Annotated in this window: 21 protein-coding genes; 9 read left to right on the top strand and 12 right to left on the bottom strand. The window is 56.9% G+C overall.

Annotation, left to right across the window (positions count from 1 at the left end):
- Positions 1–179: 179 nt before the first annotated feature.
- From ACXAE6_RS01140 to glnA, 3 genes are all read right to left on the bottom strand, one after another.
- The gene (locus ACXAE6_RS01140) at positions 180–1934 is read right to left on the bottom strand and encodes a hypothetical protein (protein WP_475143401.1); all 1755 of its coding nucleotides are present in this window, start codon (positions 1932–1934) and stop codon (positions 180–182) included.
- A 443-nt stretch (positions 1935–2377) separates the two neighbouring features.
- A complete protein-coding gene (locus ACXAE6_RS01135) occupies positions 2378–4198 on the bottom strand; it encodes an FG-GAP repeat protein (protein ID WP_475143399.1) in 1821 nt (606 codons plus the stop codon).
- A 266-nt stretch (positions 4199–4464) separates the two neighbouring features.
- Positions 4465–5871 carry a glutamate--ammonia ligase gene (glnA, locus tag ACXAE6_RS01130; RefSeq protein ID WP_392799973.1) on the bottom strand — a complete coding sequence of 469 codons (1407 nt, stop codon included), beginning with the start codon at positions 5869–5871 and terminating at the stop codon, positions 4465–4467.
- A 412-nt stretch (positions 5872–6283) separates the two neighbouring features.
- Between glnA and thiI the strand changes: the two genes are divergently transcribed.
- Entirely contained in the window at positions 6284–7738 is a 1455-nt protein-coding gene (thiI, locus tag ACXAE6_RS01125; RefSeq protein WP_475143396.1) for a tRNA uracil 4-sulfurtransferase ThiI, read from the top strand.
- An 80-nt stretch (positions 7739–7818) separates the two neighbouring features.
- On the opposite strand, the gene ACXAE6_RS01120 is transcribed toward thiI, so the two are convergent.
- The 9 genes from ACXAE6_RS01120 to ACXAE6_RS01080 form a co-directional block, all read right to left on the bottom strand.
- Positions 7819–9048 carry an allantoate amidohydrolase gene (locus ACXAE6_RS01120; RefSeq protein ID WP_475143392.1) on the bottom strand — a complete coding sequence of 410 codons (1230 nt, stop codon included), beginning with the start codon at positions 9046–9048 and terminating at the stop codon, positions 7819–7821.
- Positions 9045–10280, bottom strand: coding sequence for a pyridoxal-phosphate-dependent aminotransferase family protein (locus tag ACXAE6_RS01115; protein WP_475143387.1), 1236 nt, complete (start codon positions 10278–10280; stop codon positions 9045–9047). The genes ACXAE6_RS01120 and ACXAE6_RS01115 overlap by 4 nt, the downstream gene beginning before the upstream one ends.
- Before the next feature lie 20 nt (positions 10281–10300).
- Positions 10301–11122, bottom strand: a complete 822-nt coding sequence (locus tag ACXAE6_RS01110) for a sulfite exporter TauE/SafE family protein (RefSeq protein WP_475143383.1) — start codon at positions 11120–11122, stop codon at positions 10301–10303.
- A 17-nt stretch (positions 11123–11139) separates the two neighbouring features.
- Positions 11140–12702 (bottom strand): gamma-glutamyltransferase family protein, encoded by a 1563-nt coding sequence (locus ACXAE6_RS01105; RefSeq protein ID WP_475143380.1) that lies wholly within the window; start codon positions 12700–12702, stop codon positions 11140–11142.
- A 71-nt stretch (positions 12703–12773) separates the two neighbouring features.
- Complete coding sequence (locus tag ACXAE6_RS01100) at positions 12774–13586, bottom strand: MurR/RpiR family transcriptional regulator (protein WP_475143378.1); 813 nt, start codon at positions 13584–13586, stop codon at positions 12774–12776.
- A 91-nt stretch (positions 13587–13677) separates the two neighbouring features.
- Complete coding sequence (locus ACXAE6_RS01095; protein ID WP_475143374.1) at positions 13678–15666, bottom strand: sensor domain-containing protein; 1989 nt, start codon at positions 15664–15666, stop codon at positions 13678–13680.
- A 129-nt stretch (positions 15667–15795) separates the two neighbouring features.
- Complete coding sequence (secB, locus tag ACXAE6_RS01090; RefSeq protein WP_475143370.1) at positions 15796–16248, bottom strand: protein-export chaperone SecB; 453 nt, start codon at positions 16246–16248, stop codon at positions 15796–15798.
- A gap of 39 nt (positions 16249–16287) precedes the next feature.
- Complete coding sequence (grxC, locus tag ACXAE6_RS01085) at positions 16288–16566, bottom strand: glutaredoxin 3 (RefSeq protein WP_475143365.1); 279 nt, start codon at positions 16564–16566, stop codon at positions 16288–16290.
- 28 nt (positions 16567–16594) lie between these two features.
- Entirely contained in the window at positions 16595–17014 is a 420-nt protein-coding gene (locus tag ACXAE6_RS01080; protein ID WP_392799997.1) for a rhodanese-like domain-containing protein, read from the bottom strand.
- A gap of 203 nt (positions 17015–17217) precedes the next feature.
- On the opposite strand from ACXAE6_RS01080, the gene gpmI reads away from it, so the two are divergent.
- From gpmI to ACXAE6_RS01040, 8 genes are all read left to right on the top strand, one after another.
- Positions 17218–18765 carry a 2,3-bisphosphoglycerate-independent phosphoglycerate mutase gene (gpmI, locus tag ACXAE6_RS01075; protein WP_475143362.1) on the top strand — a complete coding sequence of 516 codons (1548 nt, stop codon included), beginning with the start codon at positions 17218–17220 and terminating at the stop codon, positions 18763–18765.
- 90 nt (positions 18766–18855) lie between these two features.
- Positions 18856–20058 carry a murein hydrolase activator EnvC family protein gene (locus ACXAE6_RS01070; protein ID WP_475143358.1) on the top strand — a complete coding sequence of 401 codons (1203 nt, stop codon included), beginning with the start codon at positions 18856–18858 and terminating at the stop codon, positions 20056–20058.
- Between the two features lie 151 nt (positions 20059–20209).
- Positions 20210–21514: a S41 family peptidase gene (locus tag ACXAE6_RS01065; protein ID WP_475143354.1), complete on the top strand. Its 1305-nt coding sequence runs from the start codon at positions 20210–20212 to the stop codon at positions 21512–21514.
- A complete protein-coding gene (locus tag ACXAE6_RS01060) occupies positions 21501–22331 on the top strand; it encodes a divergent polysaccharide deacetylase family protein (protein ID WP_475143350.1) in 831 nt (276 codons plus the stop codon). Before ACXAE6_RS01065 ends, ACXAE6_RS01060 begins: the two co-directional genes overlap by 14 nt.
- Positions 22332–22398: 67 nt before the next feature.
- A complete protein-coding gene (locus ACXAE6_RS01055; RefSeq protein ID WP_392800010.1) occupies positions 22399–23019 on the top strand; it encodes a DUF2799 domain-containing protein in 621 nt (206 codons plus the stop codon).
- Positions 23019–23774, top strand: coding sequence for a TatD family hydrolase (locus ACXAE6_RS01050; RefSeq protein ID WP_475143345.1), 756 nt, complete (start codon positions 23019–23021; stop codon positions 23772–23774). The genes ACXAE6_RS01055 and ACXAE6_RS01050 overlap by 1 nt, the downstream gene beginning before the upstream one ends.
- 92 nt (positions 23775–23866) lie before the next feature.
- A complete protein-coding gene (locus ACXAE6_RS01045; protein ID WP_475143341.1) occupies positions 23867–24250 on the top strand; it encodes a DoxX family protein in 384 nt (127 codons plus the stop codon).
- 151 nt (positions 24251–24401) lie between these two features.
- Positions 24402–24560 carry a hypothetical protein gene (locus ACXAE6_RS01040; protein WP_475143339.1) on the top strand — a complete coding sequence of 53 codons (159 nt, stop codon included), beginning with the start codon at positions 24402–24404 and terminating at the stop codon, positions 24558–24560.
- Positions 24561–24661: the final 101 nt, after the last annotated feature.

Below are 24661 nucleotides of genomic sequence, written 5' to 3'. Positions count from 1 at the left end.
TTGCCGATGATCGGCGAATTATACGGCTCGGTGAGCGCAGAAATGCGCGTGCAGTAACGCCATAAAGGCTGGCACCTTACTGCTCAGTGACTGCCCCCCATTGATTTTTTCCGGCGGCCAAGCTGGAAATAAAAAACCGGCTCCGCATTTCAGCGAGGCCGGTCTTTTTGCAATCACTATCAGTAGAGGTAAACAGCGCCCGAACTAAGAGCGTCGTTATTTTTTAAAGGATCATAACCGTCGGGGTGGGCGTTTTGGCCTGCTTCCAGATCGTAACCGCCCACGCCTTTGCCGTTGCTGTTTTCACCGTCGGCCCCCACGGCCAAAGTCCGGCCATCGCCGCTGAGGTCGAGTGCGCTGCCGAAGTAGTCCCCCGCACCGGTATTGGCGGCTTTGATATAGCTTTCAAATTCCCATTGATTGTTGCGTTTGATGTAGCTGTAGGCAGCACCTGACTCATAGCCAGCAGAATCAGAATCGCGATTTTGCGTTTGGTCTCCATTCAGGCCCTTGGCGCTGCCGGATTCAGAACCAAAGCCATTAGCACCTGTACCTACCACCAAGCGTTGTCCGTCGTCACTCAGGCTGACCACGGAGCCGAATCTATTATCCGGTGCGGTATTACTGGCCTTGATGTAAGCCTGTTGCTCCCACTGCTCCTCGTTTTTGGTATACAGATAGGCCGCGCCAGATTTTGTGGATTCGCCAGCACCAGTATCGCCGGGTTCAGGCCCATCGACACCTTTGGCGTCACCATTCTCAAGATGGGCACCGACCGCCAATAGAGTGCCTGTCTTGTTAAGGCTGACCGAGATACCAAACTGAGCGCCTGTGGCTTTACCTTTGACGGAGCCTTTTTGCGTCCAGTTGTTGCTGTCGAAGCTGTACAAATAAACGGCATTTTCGTAGGGCGAGCCAACCGCCAAAGCCGTACCGTCTGCGCTTAAGCTGACACTGCTTTCCTCGCCTGCTTTCAGCGCATTACCTTGTTGTTGCCATTGCCATTCCCCGTTAGCTTCCTTGGACTCAAAGACATAGGCGGTGTCTACCCACCAAGCACCGACCGCCAACAGAGTGCCGCTGGCATCCAGACTGACGGAATAACCGAAAGTGGCATTAGTAACAGGCTCTTCGGGTTGTAAAGTAGCCTCTGGCAGCCACTCATTCTTATCCTCATCGTAACGAAACACATAAACCGCACCGGCAAAGTCGCGATCAGAGGGCGCACCCACCGCCAAAACCGTGCCGTTTTCGTTAAGGTTGACTGAGGTGCCAAACTCTGCAAGGCCGCTGGCATCGTTCGCTTTCAGATAGACCGGCGCTTGCCAACCGGTCTCGGGGTCTTTCGTGTAGATATAGACGGCTCCTGAAGAATCGCCTTCAAAGTTAGCCCCAACCGCCATCACCGTACCGTCTTTGTTCAGGCTGACGGACCCGCCGAAGTAGTCATCAGCGGCTGTATTACTTGCCTTCACATAACCAATGGCATCGACCAGATTATTCAGGTTGTTCTTGACCGGCAGTGTTTTGCTATCGACACAGTGGTCCTTGTCGCTGCCCAGGCGATAACAGGTACTGAGCAAATAGGTGTGGTTGTTGCGCGCAAAAAGCGGCACATCGGTTTCGGTGAAATGCAGTCTGCCGTCGCTGTCGGCGTCGCTGGCGAGAATTTTTTCGGCACCGGGCAGGCTGTCGTAATCCATATGGTCGGCACCGCGATTTTCTTTCAGTTGGTAATAGTCGGCACCGTCGACCGCTTGCCAACTGAAATGAAAGGCTTTGATGCCTTCGGGTTGCAGTTTCAGTTCGGCGGCTTTGGAAGGCAGTTCGGGTTTGGAGGTGGTTTCGTCACAGCCTGCAAGTGCAGCAGCGGTAACCAGAGTGGCGATTAATAAACCGCGGTGAAGCTTGGAGTTTGGGTGGTGTGTCATCATCTTCCCTGTCCTTGTGAGAGAATATAGGCGGCGAGTCGATGCCTCGCTTTTCCAGCTCGAACAGCTTAAAGGACGGCCGTTTGATTTATCGTGGTAAGCGACGTTGTAATATGAGAAAAATCGGCAAATTCGTGGGAATATTTGGAAATTTTCGCTTTTCCTGGCTGGATGGCAGCGTCAAGCGCACAAAAAAGCCGGCGCAAGGCCACTGCTGTCCCACAGTTGACGGCTCAATAAAAAAGCCTGAACCAAAGGGGTGCAATGTTTTTGACGAGAAAACGTTGTGCCACCAGAGGTTCAGGCTTTGTCCCATCACAGTAACGCCATAAAGGCTGGCACCTTACTGCTCAGTGACTGCCCCCCATTGATTTTTTCCGGCGGCCAAGCTGGAAATAAAAAACCGGCTCCGCATTTCAGCGAAGCCGGTTTTTTTACAATCACTATCAGTAAAGGTAAACAGCGCCCGAAACAAGAGCGTCGTTATTTTTTAAAGGATCATAACCGTCGGGGTGGGCGTTTTGGCCTGCTTCCAGATCGTAACCGCCTACGCCTTTGCCGTTGCTGCTTTCATAAGGGGCCCCGACCGCCAAGGTTCGGCCATCGCCGCTGAGCTCCAGTGCGTAGCCGAAGAAGTCCCCCGCACCAGTATTGGCGGCTTTGATGTAGCTTTCAAATTCCCATTGATTGTTGCGCCGGATGTAGCTGTAGGCCGCGCCTGAGGAATAGCCAGCGGAATCAGAATCGGGATTCTGCGTTTGGTCACCATTCAGGCCCTTGGCGCTGCCGGATTCTGTAGATTCATTACCTGTGCCTACCACCAGTCGCTGTCCGTCGTCACTCAGGCTGACCACGGTGCCGAAAGTATTATTCGGTCCGGTATTACTGGCCTTGATGTAAGCCTGTTGCTCCCACTGCTCCCCGTTCTTGGCATACAGATAGGTAGCGCCAGAATGTGTGGATTCGCCAGCACCTGTATCGCCGGGTTCAGGCCCATCGACACCTTTGGTGTCACCAGCCTCAAGATAGGCACCGACCGCCAATAGAGTGCCTGTCTTGTTAAGGCTGACCGAGTTACCAAAATAATCGCCTGTGGCTTTACCTTTGACGGAACCTTTTTGCGTCCAGTTGTTGTTTTCGCGGCTGTACAAATAAACGGTATCTTCGTTTGGCGAGCCAACCGCCAAAGCCGTACCATCCGCGCTTAAGCTGATACTGCTGTCCCGGCCTCCTTTCAGCGCATCACCTTGTTGCTTCCATTGCCATTCCCCGCTCACCTGATCTTCCTCGAACTTAAAGACATAGGCGGCGCTACCATCCTGATTAGCGCCTATCGCCAGCAGGGTACCGCTGGCATCCAGGCTGACGGAATGACCGAAAGAGGCACGCGCAACAGGCTTTTCGGGTCGCAAAGTCGCCTCTGGCAGCCACTCATTCTTACTCTCATCGTAACGAAACACATTAACGGCACCGACTTCTTTGTCTGTTTCAGCGTCCTTATGGGGCGCGCCCACCGCCAAAACCGTGCCGTTTTCGTTAAGGCTGACTGAGTTGCCAAAAAGATCATTGGCGCTGGCATCGTTTGCTTTCAGATAGATCGGCGCTTGCCAACCGGCCTCGGGGTCTTTCGTGTAGATATAGACGGCTCCTGAATTATTTAAATTGTTGTTTCCCTGTCCTGCGTCCGGATTGTCGTCTTCACCGTATGCCCCAACCGCCATCACCGTGCCGTCTTTGTTCAGGCTGACGGACCAGCCGAATTGGTCACGAGCGGCTGTATTACTCGCCTTCACATAACCAATGGCATCGACCAGATTATTCAGGTTGTTCTTGACCGGCAGTGTTTCGCCATCGACACAATGGTCCTTGTCGTTGCCCAGGTGATAACAGGTGCTGAGCAAATAGGTGTGGTTGTTGCGCGCATAGAGTGGCACATCGGTTTCGGTGAAATGCACAATGCCGTCACTGTCGGCGTCGCTGGCGAGAATTTTTTCGGCACCGGCCAGGCTGTCGTAATCCATATGGTCGGCACCGCGATTTTCTTTCAGTTGGTAATAGTCGGCACCGTCGACCGCTTGCCAACTGAAATGAAAGGCTTTGATGCCTTCGGGTTGCAGTTTCAGTTCGGCGGCTTTGCTTGGCCGTTCCGGGGCGGGAGGTTTGGGTTTTGAGGTGGTTTCGTCACAGCCTGCAAGTGCAGCAGCGGTAACCAGAGTGGCGATTAATAAACCGCGGTGAAGCTTGGAGTTTGGGTGGTGTGTCATCATCTTCCCTGTCCTTGTGAGAGAATATAGGCGGCGAGTCGATGCCTCGCTTTTCCAGCTCGAACAGCTTAAAGGACGGCCGTTTGATTTATCGTGGTAAGCGACGTTGTAATATGAGAAAAATCGGCAAATTCGTGGGAATATTTGGAAATTTTCGCTTTTCCTGGCTGGATGGCAGCGTCAAGCACACAAAAAAGCCGGCGCAAGGCCGGCTTTGTTTTGACTCTCTTTTTTAAACTTTTTTAACAGTGGGTTTAGACCGACTGCCCTTAGACGGAATAGTACATGTCGAATTCGACCGGATGAGTCGTCATCTGGATGCGAGTGACTTCTTCCATCTTCAGTTCGATGTAAGCGTCGATCATGTCGTCGTCGAATACACCGCCCGCTTTCAGGAATTCGCGGTCGGCGCTCAGGGCGTTCAACGCTTGTTCCAGGCTGGAGCAGACAGTCGGGTACTTGTCTTTTTCTTCCGGCGGCAGGTCGTACAGGTCTTTATCGGCCGAGTCGCCCGGGTGAATCTTGTTCTTGATGCCGTCCAGGCCAGCCATCAGGTAGGCGGAGAACATCAGGTAAGGGTTAGCGGTCGGGTCGCCGAAACGCACTTCGATACGCTTACCTTTCGGAGAGGAAACCCAAGGCACACGGATAGAAGCAGAACGGTTACGGGCTGAGTAAGCCAGCATGACCGGCGCTTCGAAGCCAGGAACCAGACGCTTATAAGAGTTGGTCGAAGCGTTGGCAAAGGCGTTCAGAGCGCGAGCGTGCTTGATGATACCGCCGATGTAGTACAGAGCCGTTTCAGACAGGCCAGCGTAGTCATCACCCGCGAACTGGTTAACCCCGTCTTTGGAGAAAGACATGTGCACGTGCATACCGCTGCCGTTATCGCCAACCAGCGGCTTAGGCATGAAGGTAGCGGTTTTGCCGTAGCCGTGAGCAACGTTGTGAACCGCGTACTTGAGGATTTGCACTTCGTCGGCTTTCTTGGTCAGAGAGTTGGCGCCAACGCCAATTTCACACTGACCAGCGGTGCCCACTTCGTGGTGGTGTACTTCAATTTCCAGGCCCATTTCTTCCATGGCTTCGCACATGGCGGCGCGGATGTCGTGCAGGCTGTCGACCGGAGGAACCGGGAAGTAACCGCCTTTGATGCCCGGGCGGTGACCCATGTTGCCGTCTTCGAAGACTTTTTCAGAAGACCAGGCGGCTTCTTCAGAGCTGACTTTGTAGAACGCACCAGAGATATCGGCGCCCCACTTAACGTCGTCGAAGATGAAGAATTCAGGTTCCGGACCGAACATGGCGGTGTCGCCCAGGCCGGTAGATTTCAGGTATTCCTCAGCACGCTGAGCAACAGAACGCGGGTCACGGTTGTAGCCTTCGCCGGTTGAAGGTTCAACGATGTTGCAGCGAACCACGACAGTGGCGTCTTCGAAGAACGGATCGGCGAAGGAGGCTTCGTCGTCCGGCATCAGAATCATGTCGGATTCGTTAATGCCTTTCCAACCAGCGATGGAAGAACCGTCGAACATTTTGCCGTCGGTGAAGAAGTTTTCGTCAACTTCGCTGGCCGGGATAGAAACGTGCTGCTCTTTACCCTTGGTATCGGTAAAGCGCAGGTCGACCCACTTGGCGTCGATATCTTTGAGCAGCTTCAGAGTTTTCGCTGACATTGTGTATCTCCAGGTTGAACGGCCATCTTGGCCGGTGAGCTTAATGTGCGGTTTCGGTTTCGCCGGTCGGGGGCGGCACCTTTAAGGTGCACGGTTACCGTTTTGCGCACCTGATCCACCAAAGGTTGTTGTCTAACCGGTGCCTAAGCACCAATAGTGTGAACAGTGTCGTCCGTTTCAGCAATTCTTATGCCACGCGTCAATGGCCGTTAGATTGGCGTTATCATGGGCTTTTATGCCGGTTTTGTACAATAGCGAGGCACTAATATGGTGCGTCTTTAATGGCAATGCTCAGCAATGGTGCGCTATTTTGGTGCGAAGTTGAAAGTCCGCACTGCGGATGAAAATTAAGCGCCGTCCGGCTATACTCCGCGCCCTTCAAATTACCGACTCCACCCGTCTGGTCAGACCCATGAAGTTTATTGTCAAACTCTTTCCTGAGATCACCATTAAAACCAAGCCGGTTCGTCAGCTGATGACCAAGAGTCTGGCGCAAAATCTGCGCAATGTACTGCGCCCTATCTGCGCTGGCGTGAAGGTGGTCAACAGCTGGGACGCCATCTCAGTGCGCACTCCGGATGACACCGCCGAGGTGGTCAACGAAGCCGTCGCCCAGGCGCTGGAATGTGTGCCGGGCATCAGCCAGGTTCAGGCGGTACAGGAATTTCCACTGACTGATTTCGATGCCATGGTGGCGGCGACACTCGAGGTTTGGGGTGAAGCGCTGGCGGGTAAAACCTTTTGTGTACGCTGTAAACGCATCGGCGAGCACGATTTCACCTCCATCGACGTTGAGCGTTATGTCGGTGGAGGCTTGAATCAGCAAAGCGCGGCGGCCGGCGTGCGCTTAAAGAACCCGGATCTGGAAATCCGCCTGGAAATCAAACACAACCGTTTTTATGTGGTTGAGAACAAGCGGCCGGGTCTGGGCGGTTATCCGCTGGGCACTCAGGAATCGGTGCTGACCCTGGTCAGTGGTGGTTTCGACTCGACGGTGGCGGCCTTCCAGATGCTGCGCCGTGGTGTGAAAAACCATTTTCTGTTCTTCAACCTCGGTGGTGCGGCGCACGAAAATGGCGTTAAGGAAGTCACCTATTACCTGTGGAAGAAGTACGGTGCCTCACACAAGACGCACTTTATTTCGGCGCCGTTTGAGGGCGTGGTCGAGGAAATTCTGACTCAGGTCGAAGACCGCTATATGGGCGTGGTGCTCAAGCGCATGATGATGCGCGCGGCCGAGCGCATCGCCGAAGAGCAGAATATTCCGGCGCTGGTGACCGGCGAATGCCTGTCGCAGGTATCGAGCCAGACCATGCCGAACCTGAACCTGATCGACGAAGTCACCGACCGTTTGGTGATTCGTCCGCTGATCGTCACCGACAAGCCGACCATCATCGACCAGGCACGCGCTTTGGGAACTGCGTCCTTTGCTGAGCGCATGCCGGAATACTGCGGCGTGATTTCACGCAAACCGAACGCAGCCTGCAAACGACCGGCTTTGCTTGAAGCCGAATCGGCTTTTGATATGGCGGTGCTGGAAGCGGCGATCGCCGAGCGGCGTATCGAGAATGTTGATCAGTTGACCTGGACCGATCAGGAATCGCTGAACCAAAGCCTGCCCAGTTTGAGCGCGGCCGATGCCGTGGTGATCGATGTGCGTCACCCCAGCGAAGCCGAGGCCGAGCCGTTGGAATTGGCTGATCGCGAAGTGGTGCAGATTCCGTTTTACAGCCTCAACCGTCGTTTTGCCGAGCTCGATGGCGCTAAGCAATACCTGCTGTATTGCGATAAAGGCGTAATGAGCAAGCTGCATGCGTTGCATTTGCAGGACGCTGGCTTTGCGAATGTCGGGGTGTATCGCGGTTAGTCGAATTCAGCGGCGAGGGACCCCTTTGGGTTTCCCGCTGGAGATCCCGGATACGGCTGGCGCCGTTCCGGGATGACCATCTAGCCCTGGCGATTTGCCAGCGCGAGCAGCCAATCTTTCAACACCTGCCCGGCCACTTCGGCATCTTCGGCGGTGATCGATTCATCCGGATGGTGGCTGATGCCGCCTTCGCAACGCACGAACAACATGCCGACCGGGCAGATAGACGCCATGGCCATCGCATCGTGACCGGCGCCGCTGTGCAGGTAGCGCGGTTTTAGGCCGAGCTGTTCGATGGCGCTGGCCAGGGTGCTTTGCAGTTGGTCGTCGCAAGCAACGGCCGGTGCAGCGTGAATTTCTTTCCAGCTCATCTCGATGCCGCGTTCGGCGCAGGCGACTTTGGCGGTGTCCCAGATCATATCCAGCGCGGAATCGCGTTCGTTGTCTTTTTCGCTGCGGATGTCGAGGCTGATCTGGGCGTTGCCGGCAATGACATTGACCGCGCCTGGCTTGGCCTGAATTCGGCCGACCGTGGCGGTGACGCCGTGCTCGCGGGCGACCCTTTCCACGATCAGCGTAAATTCGGCGGCGGCGGCCAGTGCATCGCGGCGCAGATGCATCGGCACGGTGCCGGCGTGGCCAGCCATGCCGGTGAAGTCGATGTTAAAGCGGCGCGCCCCGGCGATGGCGGTGACGATGCCGACCGGTAAGTCTTCAGCTTCGAGTACCGGGCCTTGTTCGATATGGGTTTCCAGGTAAGCCAGCACCGATTCACCGGCACGGCTGGCCTGGCCGACGGCGTTGATGTCGAGCCCGAATCGCTCGAAGGCTTCGGCCATGCTGATGCCGTTGGTGTCTTTGATGGCGGCCCAGTTCGGGTCCCACTGGCCGATCACCGCGCGGCTGCCAAGCAAGGTGGAGCTGAAGCGCGAACCTTCTTCATCACCGAAGCCGACCAGATCGAGGTGAAACGGCAGTTTGGTGCCTTGATTCTTTAGCTCGATCATCACCAACAGCGGCAGCACCACACCGAGAATGCCGTCGTAGATGCCGCCGTTGGGAACGGTGTCGAGATGCGAGCCGAGAATGACCACTGGAGCGTCGGGATTATCGGCGGCTAAGCGTCCCCAAAGATTGCCCGCAGCGTCCTGCCAGGAAGGCAGATCTGCCGCCTGCAGCCAGCTGGCAACCAGAGCATTGGCCTGGCGATGCTGGTCAGTCAGGTAACAACGTTCCATCTGGCCGGGAGTGGCGGTCAGGGTGGCGAGTTCGTCGCACCATTTTAGTGCGCCCGTTCCGAAGGAACTCATGCAAGACTCCGATAGCTTTGGTAGGCGGCGTCGATAGCGGCGCCTGCCGTAAAGGAATGGCCAGCGCGGCGCAGACAATGCTCCAGCGCCGAGAGGGTGGTGAGTACGGCATCCATCCGGGCGTTGTAACCCATGGTGCCGACGCGCCAGACCTTGCCGGCGAGCGGGCCGAAGGAAGTGCCGATCTCGATGTTGAAGTCGTTCAGCAGCACAGCGCGTACCGCTTCGCCGTCGATGCCGTCGGGAATAAAGACTGCGCAGACGTTGTTCATGCGGTGTTCGAGGTTGCCGTAGGGTTTTAGATTCATCGCGGTCAGACCGGCGAGCATGGCGTTGCCGTGCATCCGGTGGCGTTCGACGCAGGCATCGAGGCCTTCCTCGGCCATGATCTGTCCGCATTCGCGCGCGCAGTAGAGCATGGAGGTGGCTTCGGTGTGGTGGTTGAGGCGCTTTTCGCTCCAGTAGTCGAGGATCATCGGCAGGTCGAAATAGTTGGAGCGGATGCGCGGGCCGAGTTCTTCGTCGCTATCGCTGGCGCGCAAACCGGCTTCAATGTGGTGGCGTTTGCGGATCACCTCGACAAAGCGGTCGCTGAGGGTGATCGGCGCAATGCCCGACGGGCCGCCGAGGCATTTTTGTAAACCGGCAGAAACGGCATCCAATCCCCATTCATCGGTTTTCAGCCTATTGCCGCCGATGGAGGCAGTGGCGTCGCAGTAGAACAGCACATCGTACTGTTGGCACAGCGCGCCGAGTTCAGCCAGCGGTTGCAGCATGGTGGTCGAGGTATCGCCCTGAACGGTGGCGAGCAGCTTGGGCCGCACCTTTTTAATCGCCGCTTCAACCTGTTCCGGCTGGGCAACTTCGCCCCAGGGCACGTCAATGCTGTGTACCTCGGCGCCGGCGCGTTCGGCAATTTCCACCAGCAGATGACCGAAACGGCCCATGACTGGCACCAGCACCTTATCGCCCGGTTCGATGACTGAGACCAGCACCGCTTCGATGCCGGCGCGGGCGGTGCCGTCGACCATCAAGGTCCAGCGGTTCCGGGTATCGAAGACGCCGCGATAGAGCGCCATCACATCGTTCATATAGCCGGTCATCACCGGGTCATATTGGCCGATCAGTTGCGTCGACAGCGCATTCAACACGCGCGGATAAGCGTTGATCGGCCCCGGACCCATCAACAGGCGCGGTGGCGGGTTCAGGCGTTGCTGTTCAGGTGCGGGCATGGAAAAACCTCAGTTCAGGATCAGAGCACCAGCTGCGCGAGCATGCGCACACCGGTGATCAGCAAAACAATGGCAAAGACTTTTTTCAGCTTGGTGGCGTCGAGTGCATGGGCAATACGCGCACCGACCGGTGCGAACAAAACCGTCAGCGGCACGATGCAGATAAAGCCGAGCAAATTGACCAGGCCGTAAGTGCCGGCCGGTGCATCGATCGGCGTCTGGCCGGCAATCAACAAGGTGAGGGCGGCCGGCAGAGAAATAATCAGACCAATGGCGGCGGCGGTACCGACGGCACGATGCGCCGGGTAGTTGCAGGCGGTCAGGGTGGGAACGCTCAGAGTACCGCCACCGATGCCGACCAGTGCGGAAAACAAACCGATTAACGCCGCCATAATGGATTGCCCGGCTTTGCTGGGCAGGCGTTGAAACATCGGCGGGCTGCCAGCGCGCAGCAACATGTTCAGCGCCGCCAGGGTGGCGATGACCCCGAACAGAGTGGTCAGCCATTCGCCTTCGGCGATGGTCACCAGATAACTGGCCAGCAACACGCCGAGCAGCACAAACGGCGCCCAGAGTTTGAGCAGGGCGAAATCGACATTGCCTTTGGCGTGGTGGGCGCGGATGGAGCTGAGCGAGGTGGGAATGATGGTCGCCAGCGAGGTGGCGGTAGCGATGATCATGGCCGAGTCGGCGGAAACACCCAGTCCCTGAAACACGAAAAACAATACCGGCACGATGACGATGCCGCCGCCGACGCCGAGTAGGCCAGCGAGAATGCCAGCGAATACACCGGTGGCTGCCAGGGTAAGGATCAGTGGCAGGGCGGAACTGAAGGCTTCCATCAATAATTCTCCTAAGGTCAGTTTTGAACCAGGGCGCGGCCGTCGCTGCGCGGATCGGTTGCGGCCTCGAGTCGGCCATTGGCGTAGCGACGAATGGCACCGGCATGGCCCATCATTTCGCTGTGTTCGGGAACGCTGACCAGATCGTGGCCGCGGTGTTGCAGATCGCCGGCGATACGCGCCGCCAGATCGGCCTCCAGCTTCAGGTTGTTGCTGCTGTCGCCCCAGGTGCGACCGAGCAGCCAGCGGCCGTCGGCGATGCTGTCTTCCAGCGAACGACCTTCCAGCAGATGCCGCATCATCAAGGCCGCCTGGGTTTGCGGCTGGCCCTCACCGCCCATGGTGCCGTAAACCAGGCGGTCGCCACCGCTCAGGTCAGCGTAGGCCGGGTTCAGTGTGGTGAATGGCCGGGCACCGGGACGCAGCCGGTTGGGATGGCTGTTATCGAGCTTGAAGCTGAGGCCGCGATTGGTCCAGACGATGCCGGTGTCGGGGCACACCACGCCCGAACCGAATTCCCAGTACAGGCTCTGGATGTAGCTGACCATGGTGCCGTCGGCATCGACGCAGCCGAGCCAGACGGTATCGCCGGGTTTGGCCGGGTGAGGCCAGGGCGCGGCGCGGTTAAGTTGAACCTGATGCGCCAGGGCGTCGAGGTTGTCGCCTTCCAGTTGATTGAAGTAAGCCGGCGGCAGGTGATCGGGGTCGGCGATCAGACGATCGCGGGCGCGAAAGGCGACTTTGGTGCATTCGACCAGCAGATGAACCCGGTCGGCCTCGCTCTTGGCTTGATCACGCACCCGGTCGAACAGCGCCAGGATCATCAGCGAGGCCAGGCCCTGAGTCGGTGCCGGGAAGTTAAACAGGTCGCCATCGCGGGTTTTGGTGGTCAGCGCCTGCGGCTGGCGCACCCGGTAGTTTTGCAAATCGCTGCGCGTCAGCGGACTGCCCGCCTTATCGAGGCTGCGCGCCAGGCTCTGGCCGACATCGCCCTGATAGAAGTCGTTTAAACCGGCAATGGCCAGATGTTCCAGGGTGTCGGCCAGCTTGGGATTGCGCAACTGCTCGCCTGTGTTCAACGGGCGATTATCCGGCGTGTAGATCGATTGATAGCCGGTGAAGGTCGTGAATTCTGCGGACACCTTGGCGGATGCTGCAGCCAGGCTGTCGGTGACGCGGATGCCGCTGCGCGCCAGATCCAGTGCCGGTGCGAGTAAATCCTGAAGCGGCCGGTGGCTGGGCAGTAAGTCGAGCGCGGCCTGCCAGCCGGCAACCGCGCCAGCGGTGGTCAACGCCGAACGACCGCCGCGGTCGGGAATGCTCTCAAAACCCAGGGCACGATAACCATCGATGCTGGCCTCAGCGGCGGCGCTGCCGGTGGCATCGATGGCGATGGGTTTGCGTCCGGCCGGACTGATCAGCCAAAAGCCATCACCACCGAGGCCGTTCATATGCGGATAGGCGACAGCGATAGCAGCGGCGGCGGCCACCATGGCTTCGATGGCGGTGCCGCCATCGGCCAGAACGCTGGCGCCGGCTTCGGTGGCCAGAAAGTGGGGGCTGGTGAGGGCGTAAGGCATGGCACGGTTTCCGGTAACGTACGTTTCGTTTATTTCATACTAAGAAACAAGTGTTTCTTAGGCAAGGTTGATCAGGGTTCCAACTCGTCCAGCCGATGATAGCTTTGTTCGATGCGTTCAATGCGCTCGCGCGTTGCTTGTGGAAAGCGCTGCATCATGCCGTTGGCTATCAGCGACACCCAACTCATGGGGGCGGCATAGCTGGCAAAAGGGCCGGTGGATTCGAGCGGTAATACCAGATGATGTTCGGGACGATTCGGTGGTTGGTAGCCGGGTTCGCTGATCAGCACCAGAGTTGCTGGCCCGGCCAGCAGTTGGCTGATTAAACGACGAAAGCCCTGATGGCGTCGGCGCAGACCAAAGAGCACCACCCAGTCGTCAGCGTCGAGCGGGCCCAGTTGTTCCGACAACGATTGGCCTGGCCGTGGCAGCGCCTGAACGCTGTCGCGCAGTTGCAGCCATTGGGTTTCAGCATGCAGCGCCAGCGGGAAGTTGTTGCGTAAGCCCAGGCAATAGAGTCGGCGTGCCTGATAGAGGCCGCTGATCAGTTCATCGAGATGATCGGTACCGAGCCAGGTTTGGGTGTTGCTGCGCTCTTGCGCCAGATGGCTGTCCAGGTCGGTGGCGTCACCGGCGCGTGGTAGCAGTGGACTGCCGGGGTTGGGCGATTGCCGTAAAACTTCGCGCGCAGCGTTGAAATCATCGAAACCCAGGCGCCGGAATAAGCGACTGACAGTGGCTTTGCTGACGCCTTGCAACTGGCTCAGTTCGGTCAGCGAATAGGTGGCGGCACGATTGGCTTCGGCGAGCAGGAATTCGGCGACGCGTCGTTCGGTAGGGGGGAGTTCGGCCCAGTGTTGCTGGATGCGATCGGAAAGTGGCATGGGGCGTCCATGAAACAAGTCTTTCGTCATTGAAACACTTGTTTCATGGGTGCGCCAGCCTCAATGCGTTGAGACGTTTCAGTCGTTGCGGCTATTCATCCGTAGCAACAAAGGACAGATAGCGGTTCTTACCACCGGCCTTGGCTTGATACATGGCCTGATCGGCGGCTTCGTAAAGGCTGTTGAAGTCGCCACCCTGGTGCGGATAGACCGCTACGCCCATGGAACATTGGCTGTTGAAAGTTTGGCCGCTCCAGTCGATGGGCAGTTGTAATTCTTCGAACAGCTTGCTGGCGATGGTTTCGATCTCGTTGGCGTTGTCGAGGCTGGCCAGGACGATAAACTCGTCACCGCCGAGCCGCGCCACGGTGTCGGACTGGCGCACGCAGTTGCGCAGCCGTTCAGCAATGGCACGCAGTAACGCATCGCCCGCCGGATGGCCGCGCTGATCATTGATGATTTTGAAGTCATCCAGGTCGATCACCAGGATGGCAACATGACCGCCGCGTCGCTCCGCCGCAAAGCTCAGTTGCTGGAAGCGATCTTCCAGTAACAGCCGATTGGGCAGGCCGGTCAGGGGATCGTGGAAGGCCAGATGCTGGAAGGTGTCGCGGTCGTTTTCCAGGCTGCGCTGGCGTGCTTTGAACTCGGAAATGTCCTGGATGGCGCCAACCACATAACTGCGTTCGCTGGAATCGATGGCGGTCTGAGCGCTGATGCGCAGCCAGCGTGCCGGTTCAAAGCCATCCAGCCTGACTTCGAAATCGGTCGGCTGGCCGCTGTCCTGGGTGCGTGCGACTTCATGCAGCAGGCGTTTTTGCGAGCCGGGATTGAACAGCTTGAGGATGCTGTCGAGGCCTTTGTCGTAGGCCTGTGGAATGGCCAGTATGCGGTAAGTCTCTTCGGTGAAGCTGAATTGCTGACGTTGGCTGTCGAATTCCCAGCCGCCAATGCGCGCCATGCGGTTGGTTTGCTGCAGCATGTTCTGGCTGTGTCGCAACTGATTCAGCGCCTGCTTATAGCTGCTGATGTCGCGCAGAATAAACCAGGAACCGTTGATCTCGCCGCGACTGTCGCGGAAGGCGCTGGCGCGGATGGAGATCGGCACCACTTGTCCGCCTTTGTGCATGATCTCGGTTTCAATCACGTCGGTGTAGCCGCGTTCATTGAGTTGCTGACGGAATTCCGCCTCGGTTTCTTCCCAACCCGGTGGCAGCAGGTCGGCGAATGCCAGGTTACTGAGCTCTTCGCGGCTGTAACCGGTCATATCCAGGTAGGCCTGGTTGGCGTAGCGCAGCTGGTTCTGGTTGCCCCAGAAGGCGATGGCATCGAGGCTGTTGCGAAACAGCGCGCGGAAACGGCGTTCGCTGCTGGTCAGGCTTTCGATCAGTTGATTGCGCAAGCTGCTGTCGCGGCTGATCGACCAGACGCCCGCCGGATTGCCAGCATCATCGGTGACCGGAACCGGGCGTATGGACGCCGGTATCCAATGACCTTCGGCGTGGCTGTAGTGGATCTCGAACAGGCCGCCGACGTCGCCGTTAAGCAGTTTTTGCTGCAGGCTGTTGATATCACCGGACAGATGGTCGGCGGCAATAAAGTCGGTAAAGGAGCGACCGATGATGTCGCTGGCATTGCGCCCGAGCATGTCGAAAAAGGCCTGGTTGGCCAGTTGATAACGACCGTCGGTGCCGATAAAGGCAATGCCGTCGAGGCTCGATTCAAACAGCGGTGTCAGCCGCTGGTGCAGGCAGCGGCCTTCCTGGTCTGCCCCGACGATGACGATAAATCCCTGTTCACCAGCATCGTCGAACGCCAGCAGGCGAACCTCAACGCGCTGGTTGCTGGCGCTGTTGGTAATCAGCCGAGATGGATTCTCCAGGCCGGCCAGGAACTGGTCGTGCAGGGCTGGAAGAAAAGTGTGCAGAGGCGCACCAACGATATCGTCGGTGCAACCAAACCAGGAATGCCAAGCGGCATTGACCTGGAGAATAAGCCCTGTCCCGTTACAGACTGCCTGGGGCGAGGGGCTTTGTTGAAACGCGGCCAGAAGAGGTGACCGCTTGTCACCCTGGTTCACGAACAGCCCTCTTTATGCATCGACTCCATCAGGGAGCCGGAAAAGGCCGTCGTTTTTGCGCGGCCAGGTGGCGGGAGACGTACAGCGGCCTCGTTCCCGGCAAATTTTTGTTGTTAGCTGAGTAACAAATCAGTTAGGGGCTTGCGCCGATTCACCCTGCTTTTGCTTGCTCTGCTGGAACAGCACGTCGAAGTTAACCGGCGCCAGCATCAGCGCCGGGAAGCTGCCTTTGGTGACGGCAGAATCGACTGCTTCGCGGGCGTAAGGGAACAGCAGCGATGGGCAGTAGGCGCCCAGCATCTGGTCGCGGGCGTCTTCGGTGAAACCGCCCAGGTTAAAGATGCCGGCCTGTTGAACTTCGACCAAAAAGGCGGTGGTTTCACCCAGTTTGGATTCCACGGTAACCACCAGGATGACTTCGTAAACACCTTCGCTCAGCTCACGGGTTTTGGTGTTCAGATCGAGTTTGACCTGAGGTTTCCATTCCTGCTGAAAGATTGCTGGGGTGTTGGGTGATTCGAAAGAAACGTCCCGGGTGTAGATGCGTTGAATGCCGAATTGTGGTTTTTGTTGTTCGCTCATGATGACTCCGGTGTTGAATGCTAAAAAATACTCAAAGCGTTAATGAGGGTCGCTCTCCTGGTTCAGCAACTGGTCGAGCTGGCCACTGTGTTCTAGGGCATAAAGCTCGTCGCAACCGCCGACATGGACATCGCCAACCCAGATTTGCGGCACGGTGTAACGGCCGCTTAACTGCATCATTTCCTGTCGCTTTTCCGGTTCGTCGTCGACCGGGATTTCCGTGTAGCGAGCGCCTTTATGTTCCAGCAGCGCTTTGGCGCGGGCACAAAAACCGCACCAGCGAGTCGTGTATAAAGTGACTGTTGCTTGCTGTGCCATCAGGATTAACTCGCTTGGACAGATAGGATTAAGACTTTACCAGTGGCAAGCTGGAGTTTTGCCATTCCAGAACGCCACCACGCAGTTTGTGCAAGTTTTTGTAGCCGGCCTTGGTCAGCAAAGCGCCGCTGGCGCCGGCACTGGTGCCGGTTTTGCAAACCAGGATGATGGGCTTGTCTTTATAGGCGTCCAGTTCGCTCATGCGGTTGGCAAATTCACGCGAGGGAATATTGATGGCGCCGGGCAGATGACCTTTGCGGTATTCGTCTTTGGGGCGCAGGTCGACGACTTTGGCGTCCTGGCTGTTGATCAGGGTGGTTGCCTGCTGTGGCGAAACACCTTTACCGCCTTTGCTGCTTTCGGTCGCCAGCAGGGCTGCTAACAGCGCCACCCAGATGGCCGCCAAAATCCAATGGTTGATCACGAATTCGAACAGTTGTTGGAGCATAAGGTCCTGACTCTAAAGACGGTGAAAAATTAAGCGCCGGAGTATACACCAGCGACCCGGCCAGCCATAGCCGCAGGCAAGCAATCGTGGCGATAGCCAGACCCGGCCGTCGTCAGACTCGCTAGATGGCCGCGGAATCAGTACACTAACGCTATGTAATTTTCCTACATTATTGAACTCATAATTAAGTTGGAGGTAGACCCATGGCGGTTGCAAAGCCAGCAGTACTGGTGATTCTCGACGGCTTTGGCCACAGTGAGACGTCTCAGTCCAATGCCATCGAAAAAGCCAAGGCCCCGACCTGGAAGCGGTTGTGGCAGGAATATCCGCATTCACTGATTCACACCTCGGGCATGAACGTCGGCCTGCCCGAGGGCCAGATGGGTAACTCTGAAGTCGGCCATATGAATCTGGGCAGCGGTCGCATCGTTTATCAGCAACTGACCCGCATCACCAAAGACATCGAAGACGGTGCCTTTTATGAAAACCCCGAGCTGACCAAGGCCGTAGACAAGGCTGTATCCAGTGGTAAAGCGGTGCATATTCTCGGTCTGCTGTCGCCCGGTGGCGTGCACGCTCATGAAGATCATATTCACGCCATGGTCGATCTGGCCGTTAAACGTGGCGCCGATAAAGTCTATGTTCATGCCTTCCTGGATGGTCGTGATACACCGCCGCGTTCGGCCCTGCCGTCGATTGAAAAGCTGGAAAGCAAACTGGAAAAACTGGGTGTTGGCGGCATCGTCTCGCTGATCGGTCGTTACTACGCCATGGACCGCGATAACCGTTGGGAGCGCGTCCAGGCTGCCTACGATCTGCTGACCCAGGGCAAGGCCGACATCGTTGCCGGTACGCCAATGGATGCGCTGTCGGCGGCTTACGATCAGGATAAAGACGACGAATTCGTGCCGGCTTCCTCGATCCGTGCTGAAGGCGGCGAAGCGGTGAAACTCGAAGACGGCGATGCCGTTGTCTTTATGAACTTCCGTCCCGACCGCGCCCGCGAAATCACCCGCGCCATCATCGATGATGGCCTGGAATCTGATCTGGATCGCTCGGTGCGTCCGACGCTGGGCGCCTTTGTCTGCCTGACCGAATACGCCGCCGACATCGACGCGCCGGTGGCGTATCCGCCGGAGTTGCTGAGCAATACGCTCGGTGAGGTGATGGAGCAACAGGGCAAGAAACAACTGCGCATTGCTGAGACCGAAAAATACGCTCACGTCACCTTCTTCTTTAATGGTGGTCGTGAAGACGTCTTCGACGGTGAAGATCGTATTCTGGTGCCGTCACCCAAGGTCGCCACCTACGATCTGCAACCGGAAATGAGCGCCCCGGAAGTGACCGAAAAACTGGTTAAGGCAATTGATGACGGCACTTACGATCTGATTGTCTGCAACTACGCCAACGGCGATATGGTCGGCCACACCGGCAAGATGGACGCGGCTATTAAAGCGGTGGAAGCGCTTGATGAAGCGCTGGCCAAAGTCACCGAAGCGGCCTTGCGCGCTGGCGGTGAAGTACTGATTACCGCAGACCATGGTAATGCTGAGCTGATGGTCGATCCGGAATCCGGCGGTGCCGTGACCAGTCACACTACCTTCCCGGTGCCGTTGGTTTATGTCACTGAAACCAACAAGAACGCCAAGCTGGCTGAAGGTCGTTTGGCTGACATCGCGCCAACCTTGCTGGCGATGATGGGTCTGCAGCAACCGTCCGAGATGACTGGCCACAGTCTGATCGAAAGCTAAGCGCCTGAACGGGCCGCTGGTAAAGGTGACGAAAGGGGGCCGCCCGGTCCCCTGGCGTCGCTGGTCTGCTTGGGGTAGCCTGCTGTGCCCATGCCAATGCATTTGAATCCGGGCTCCGCTGACTTGGTACGTCCTTTCCTTTTTTTCCGTCTTTTCTGTGTGCTCGGGTTCTGTCTCGTCGCACCGTTGTGGCTGTCGGCCTGGGCGGAAGATGATCTGACCTTGCGGCAACGCGAACTGCAACAGTTGCAAGGTCAGATCCAGGCGCTGGAAGCGGAATTGCGTTCCCGGCGCAACGATGTCTCGGAACAGCGCCAGGCCCTGGAAACCACTGAGCGACGTCTGGGTGAAAACAATCGACGCTTGCGCGAAACCGAGTCGCGGTTGACTCAGGCACGCAATCAACTGGATGCGCTGACCGCCGAACAGCGCGATCTGGAACAAAAGCAGGCGGAACAGCGCGATACCATTCGTGCCATCCTGCGTCTGGCTTATAAGCAAAACAATCAGCCGCTGATCAAATTATTGTTGTCCGGCCAGCGCCCGGAAGAGCTGGCACGGCAGATGCACTACTTCGCCATCCTCAACGAGGATCAAAATGCCGCCTTGCAGGCTTGGGTGGAACGATCCGAGCGGCTGTCGGCTAATATTGACGAACAAGAGCAATTGACCGAGCAGTTGCAGAACGATCGTCAACAATTGGCGCAGACGCGCGACGAGCTGGCGCAGCAAAAGAACCGGCGCAGCCAGATTCTGGCCAATCTCAATGCCGAGGCCGAAGCCGCCGAAGCAGAGCTGGCGCGTAAGGAAGCTGAGCAGGAACAGCTCAATGAGTTGATTGAACGCATGCAGTCGGAATTGGCCGATCTGGAGTTCAATTTTCCCCAAGGCTCCGATATGGCAGAGGTTAAAGGTCGCCTGCCTTGGCCGGTTGACGGCTCGTTACGGGCAGGTTTTGGCCGTCCCATCGACGGTTCGCGCTTGAATTGGCAAGGTTGGTGGATTGGCGCCAATACCGGCACTGCCGTGCATGCCATTCATCGCGGCCGGGTGGTGTTTGCTGACTGGTTGAATGGCTTTGGCCTGTTGATCATTCTCGATCATGGCGATGGTCTGATGACGCTCTATGGGCGTAATCAGGCCTTGTTGCGCGACGTCGGTGCCTGGGTGGGCGCCGGCGATGTGATTGCCGAGGTGGGCCAATCCGGTGGATTTACCGAGCCAGGCCTGTATTTTGAGTTACGCCGCAACGGTCGTCCGGAGAATCCGGATGACTGGTTGCTGAATCGTTAGTGGGTCTTATGGCGTTAACAGTGAGACCTTCTAGTGACCGAACAGCCGTGCTAACTGAGCCAGGGTTGCTTAGAATGGCGGCAGTTCCGACACCGCAGAACGCGCCCCGGGTGACGCTATGCCATCGAACACAGACGCGAAAGGAACCCTTATGAAGTTGATTCGCAGCCCCTGGTTGACTGCACTGACGGCCTTGATTGTTGGTATTTCCATCGGTATTGCCAGCAGTGTCCACGCCGAAAAAAGTCAGACCCGCCTGCCGGTAGATGACGTCCGTATGCTGTCTCAGGTACTGGATCGTATCAAACAGGCTTACGTTGAAGAGATTGATGACAGTGAACTTATTGAAAGTGCCATTGAAGGCATGCTGTCCGGTCTCGACCCACATTCCGATTACCTGACCCCGGAAGACTTCGCCGATTTGCGCGAAAGCACCTCGGGTGAATACGGCGGCCTGGGTATTGAAATCACTCTGGATGAAACCGGTTTTATCCGTGTGGTCGCGCCCATCGACGATACCCCGGCGTTTCGCGCGGGCATGCAGTCGGGCGATCTGATCACCCAGATCGATGACACCCCGGTAAAAGGCATGACGGTCAACGATGCGGTCACCCTGATGCGCGGTGAGCCCGGCGATCCGATTGAACTGACAGTGGTGCGCGAAGGCGAGAACCAGCCGCTGACCATCGAAATCGTGCGTGATGTTATTCAGATCACCTCAGTGCGCCAGCGCATGCTCGAAGACAACTTCGGTTATGTGCGCATCTCCCAGTTCCAGGAACGCACCGGTCGCGACTTTGTCGAAGCCATGGACACCTTGCGCAGTGAAAACGGCGGTCCGTTGGATGGCATGGTGCTGGACTTGCGCAATAACCCCGGCGGCGTGCTGCAAGCCTCGGTCGAGGTGGTCGATGCGCTGATTTCCGAAGGCCTGATCGTCTACACCGAAGGTCGTCTGCCCAACAGTGCCAGCCGCTTCCGCGCGCATTCTGAGGATCCGAGCGAAGGCGTCAATCTGGTGGTGCTGATCAACGGTGGCAGTGCCTCGGCTTCGGAGATCGTTGCCGGTGCCATTCAGGATCATCATCGCGGCATCATTATGGGCACGCGCAGCTTCGGTAAAGGCTCGGTGCAAACCATTCTGCCGCTGGATGAAAGCCATGCCATCAAGCTGACCACGGCGCGCTATTTCACGCCGTCAGGCCGTTCCATTCAGGCGCAGGGTATCGTGCCGGACATTGAAGTTCGTCCCGGTAAACTGACGCAGGAAAACGGCAATCCTTATTACACCGAAGCGGATCTGGCCGGTCACCTGGCTAACCCGGAAGGTGAAAACGGCAGTGAAGATCGTGCCGAAGACAGCACTGAAACCGATACCCAGCTGATTGATGATTATCAGCTGTATCAGGCGCTGACAGTGCTCAAAGGCATGCGCTTTTTGAATGGCGCACGTTAACAGCAGCAAAGGCGTGCGTTGGGTTGGTCTGTGCCTGTTGTTGGCGTGGACCGGCCTGACTCAGGCTTCGACGCAGGTTGCCATCGTCGTTGACGATCTGGGCAACCAATGGCGTGCGGGGCTCAGCGCCATCAACATTCCCTTCGTTCAAACGCTCGGCATTATGCCCGGGCGTCCTTTTACTCAAGCGCTGGCACAGGAAACTCATCGGGCTCAAAAGACGGTGATCGTGCACGCGCCGATGTCGAACCAGCGTGGGTTGCCCTTGGGGCCTTTGGGGCTGGATCGTAACGAAGGGCGTGAGCAGTTGTTAGCCAATCTGCTGGCCGGACTCGACGGCGTGCCCTTTGCCGAAGGGTTGAGCAATCATATGGGCAGCCAGCTGACGCGCGATGCCGAAGCCATGGGTTGGGTGATGGCGGAGTTGAAAGAGCGCCAGCTGTTTTTCTTTGACTCATTGACCATTGCCGATTCCCAGGGCTGGCGGGTCGCCGATGCCATGGGAGTGCCCTGGTCGCGGCGGCGCATCTTTCTCGATCATGAGCGCACGCCGGAGTTTCTTGCCCAGCAGTGGCAGCAGGCGTTGGCCATCGCGCGCAAGCAGGGCAATGTGACCATCATCTGTCATCCCTATCCGGAAACGCTGGCGTTCTTTGCCGGCCTCGACCCGGCTGACTATCCCGATATCGAATGGGTGTCGTTAAAACCCTTACTGCATCAACCGCAGCCTTTGCCCATTGAACCTGAGCCGGCGCCCATCGCGCCTGATCGCAATCTCTGGGTCGAGCGGCCGCATGGTATGCCCAAAGGTTCATGACCGGTTCAGCTTTCTGTGCCAGAATCCTTTACATCAAAATGACAAATCGCTGACACAGGAGTTGATTATGAAGCGATTAGCGGCCCTTCTGCTGGCCTCCCTGCTCGTGTTGTCTGGTTGTGCCACCCTCAGTGAAGAAGAATGTTTGACCGCTGATTGGTTCTCCATTGGCTTTGAAGACGGCGCTAATGGTTATCCCGCCAACCGCATCGGCGCTCATCGCGAAGCCTGTGCCAAACACGGTGTTACGCCGGACCTGCGGCAGTATCAGGATGGTCACGACGAAGGTTTGCTGAACTTCTGTACCGCTCGTAACGGTTTCAGTCGCGCCCGCAATGGCTACCAGTACACCGGCATCTGCCCGCCGTCACTGGAGCCGGAGTTCCTTGATGGCTATCAGGCTGGCCGGGAAATCTACGCGGTGACTTCGGAAATCAGTGGCCTGCGCAGTGAACAGCGCAGTAACGAGAATGAACTGTCGCAGTCGCAGCGTCGTTTGAGTGAAATGGAAGCGGTGCTGTTCTCCGAATCGCTGAGTGAAGAGGAACGTCGCGCGACCTACAACGAAATCACTCGTTTGCGCGAACGCCAGGGCGCGTTGCGCAGCCGTAACGAACAGTTGATTCGTGATATTGCCGACGCCGAAGCCCGGTTGCGTATGCTCGAGGATCGTTTCAGTTACTTCTAATGGCCTGGATCGATGCCCATTGCCATCCGGACAGCCTGCCTGATCCGGATGGCGCTTTAAAAGAAGCACAGGCCGCTGGCATAGCTCAGTGGATCTTGCCCGGTACTGAGCCACAGCAATGGCACCTTGCCGGGCAACGTTTTTCGTCCGACCCTCGAATCCGTCTCGCCTTTGGTCACCATCCCTGGTTTTTACCACCGACTGAGCCTGATTTAACGTCCCTGCAAACGATGTTGTCGGAATACCCGCAGTGCATTGCGCTGGGTGAAATCGGGCTGGATTTCCATTCGGGAAATGCATCGAAAGCCTCGCCCGAATTACAGCAGCGCTGGTTTGAAGCCCAGTTGGCCTTGGCGAGTGAATACCAGTTACCGGTGATTGTGCATTCGGTGAAGGCTCATGATCGGGTACTGGCGCTGCTCAAACGTTATCCGGACGTCCGTGGTGTGGTGCATGCGTTTTTGGGGCCTTATCAACAGGCAACGGCTTATCTGGATAAAGGTTGGTATCTCGGCTGCGGTAGCCTGATATTGAAGTCTGCTAAAACCCGTGACGCCTTTGCCCGTATTCCGGCTGAACATATCTTGCTGGAAACCGATGCCCCGGACATGCGTCCGGCGCAACCAGACCATGATAATCCTCTGTTGGATCTGTTGCAGACGGCGGATTGTCTTGCTCAGGCACGATCTCAGAGTCTTGTTTCTTTAATGGAACAGACCTCCGCCAACGTTCAGCGACTATTTCAGAAATTCTAATCAACTAGCTCTAATTATTTAGATAGGCAGGTCCTGTAGGTCTCTCTATAGTGATTTGGGTTTTCTAACCAACTCAAAAAAGGATTGTTTCAATGAAAATGTTATCTCCCTGGGCTCTGCTGGTTGGCCGTGTGCTGATCTCCTACATGTTTATTCTGTCGGGTTTGAGCAAGATCACTGGCCTGGAAGGCAATCAGGCTTATATGGAAATGGTCGGCGTGCCTGGCATTCTGATCTATCCGGCAATTCTGGTTGAAGTACTGGGTGGCTTGGCAGTATTGATCGGCTATCAGACTCGTATTGCCGCTGTTCTGTTGGCTGGTTTCTGCGTCATTTCTGGCCTCTTGTTCCACTTCGATCCGGCCGATCAGATGCAAATGATCTCCTTCAACAAGAACATCGCCATCGCTGGTGGTTTCCTGTTCCTGGTGGCCATGGGCCCGGGCAGTCTGAGCGTTGAAGGTCGCAAAGGCTAAGCCGAATCCTGTTAATGATCGGCAAGGGCACTAGATGGTGCCCTTTTTATTTGGGCCGCTATGGTAATGAGCGGCCTTTCACACCTTTTGGGGCGGCTTTAGGTTAAGTTGTGACAGGGATAACGAAACCTTCTCAGCCGGAGCTTGTTCCATGCCTTTAACCAAAACAGAAACCCTGGAAGCATCATTGCGTCGATTGATGCTGGTCGTGGTCGTGACGATGCTGGCTGTTTTCGCGATGCCAAACACTCAATCCGATGCGTCATCGAGCTTCAATTTCACCCACTCATTGGCTGGTTATTCGCAATAAAATCGTTCTCTGTCAGACACTGATCTGTCATCGACCTGCAACGGGAACCTTCTAAAACGGTATTGGCGGCTATAGTCAAAGTGCCAAATGAAACCGGGGAG

The organism is Saccharospirillum sp. ABV4_185 (genome assembly GCF_056159245.1).
This window is presented reverse-complemented; position numbering and strand designations above follow the sequence as displayed.

Coding starts and splice junctions, on each gene's coding strand:
- ACXAE6_RS01140 (WP_475143401.1), bottom strand. CDS start 1,934: ATGATGACACACCACCCAAACTCCAAGCTTCACCGCGGTTTATTAATC.
- ACXAE6_RS01135 (WP_475143399.1), bottom strand. CDS start 4,198: ATGATGACACACCACCCAAACTCCAAGCTTCACCGCGGTTTATTAATC.
- glnA (WP_392799973.1), bottom strand. CDS start 5,871: ATGTCAGCGAAAACTCTGAAGCTGCTCAAAGATATCGACGCCAAGTGG.
- thiI (WP_475143396.1), top strand. CDS start 6,284: ATGAAGTTTATTGTCAAACTCTTTCCTGAGATCACCATTAAAACCAAG.
- ACXAE6_RS01120 (WP_475143392.1), bottom strand. CDS start 9,048: ATGAGTTCCTTCGGAACGGGCGCACTAAAATGGTGCGACGAACTCGCC.
- ACXAE6_RS01115 (WP_475143387.1), bottom strand. CDS start 10,280: ATGCCCGCACCTGAACAGCAACGCCTGAACCCGCCACCGCGCCTGTTG.
- ACXAE6_RS01110 (WP_475143383.1), bottom strand. CDS start 11,122: ATGGAAGCCTTCAGTTCCGCCCTGCCACTGATCCTTACCCTGGCAGCC.
- ACXAE6_RS01105 (WP_475143380.1), bottom strand. CDS start 12,702: ATGCCTTACGCCCTCACCAGCCCCCACTTTCTGGCCACCGAAGCCGGC.
- ACXAE6_RS01100 (WP_475143378.1), bottom strand. CDS start 13,586: ATGCCACTTTCCGATCGCATCCAGCAACACTGGGCCGAACTCCCCCCT.
- secB (WP_475143370.1), bottom strand. CDS start 16,248: ATGAGCGAACAACAAAAACCACAATTCGGCATTCAACGCATCTACACC.
- grxC (WP_475143365.1), bottom strand. CDS start 16,566: ATGGCACAGCAAGCAACAGTCACTTTATACACGACTCGCTGGTGCGGT.
- ACXAE6_RS01080 (WP_392799997.1), bottom strand. CDS start 17,014: ATGCTCCAACAACTGTTCGAATTCGTGATCAACCATTGGATTTTGGCG.
- gpmI (WP_475143362.1), top strand. CDS start 17,218: ATGGCGGTTGCAAAGCCAGCAGTACTGGTGATTCTCGACGGCTTTGGC.
- ACXAE6_RS01070 (WP_475143358.1), top strand. CDS start 18,856: ATGCCAATGCATTTGAATCCGGGCTCCGCTGACTTGGTACGTCCTTTC.
- ACXAE6_RS01065 (WP_475143354.1), top strand. CDS start 20,210: ATGAAGTTGATTCGCAGCCCCTGGTTGACTGCACTGACGGCCTTGATT.
- ACXAE6_RS01060 (WP_475143350.1), top strand. CDS start 21,501: ATGGCGCACGTTAACAGCAGCAAAGGCGTGCGTTGGGTTGGTCTGTGC.
- ACXAE6_RS01055 (WP_392800010.1), top strand. CDS start 22,399: ATGAAGCGATTAGCGGCCCTTCTGCTGGCCTCCCTGCTCGTGTTGTCT.
- ACXAE6_RS01050 (WP_475143345.1), top strand. CDS start 23,019: ATGGCCTGGATCGATGCCCATTGCCATCCGGACAGCCTGCCTGATCCG.
- ACXAE6_RS01045 (WP_475143341.1), top strand. CDS start 23,867: ATGAAAATGTTATCTCCCTGGGCTCTGCTGGTTGGCCGTGTGCTGATC.
- ACXAE6_RS01040 (WP_475143339.1), top strand. CDS start 24,402: ATGCCTTTAACCAAAACAGAAACCCTGGAAGCATCATTGCGTCGATTG.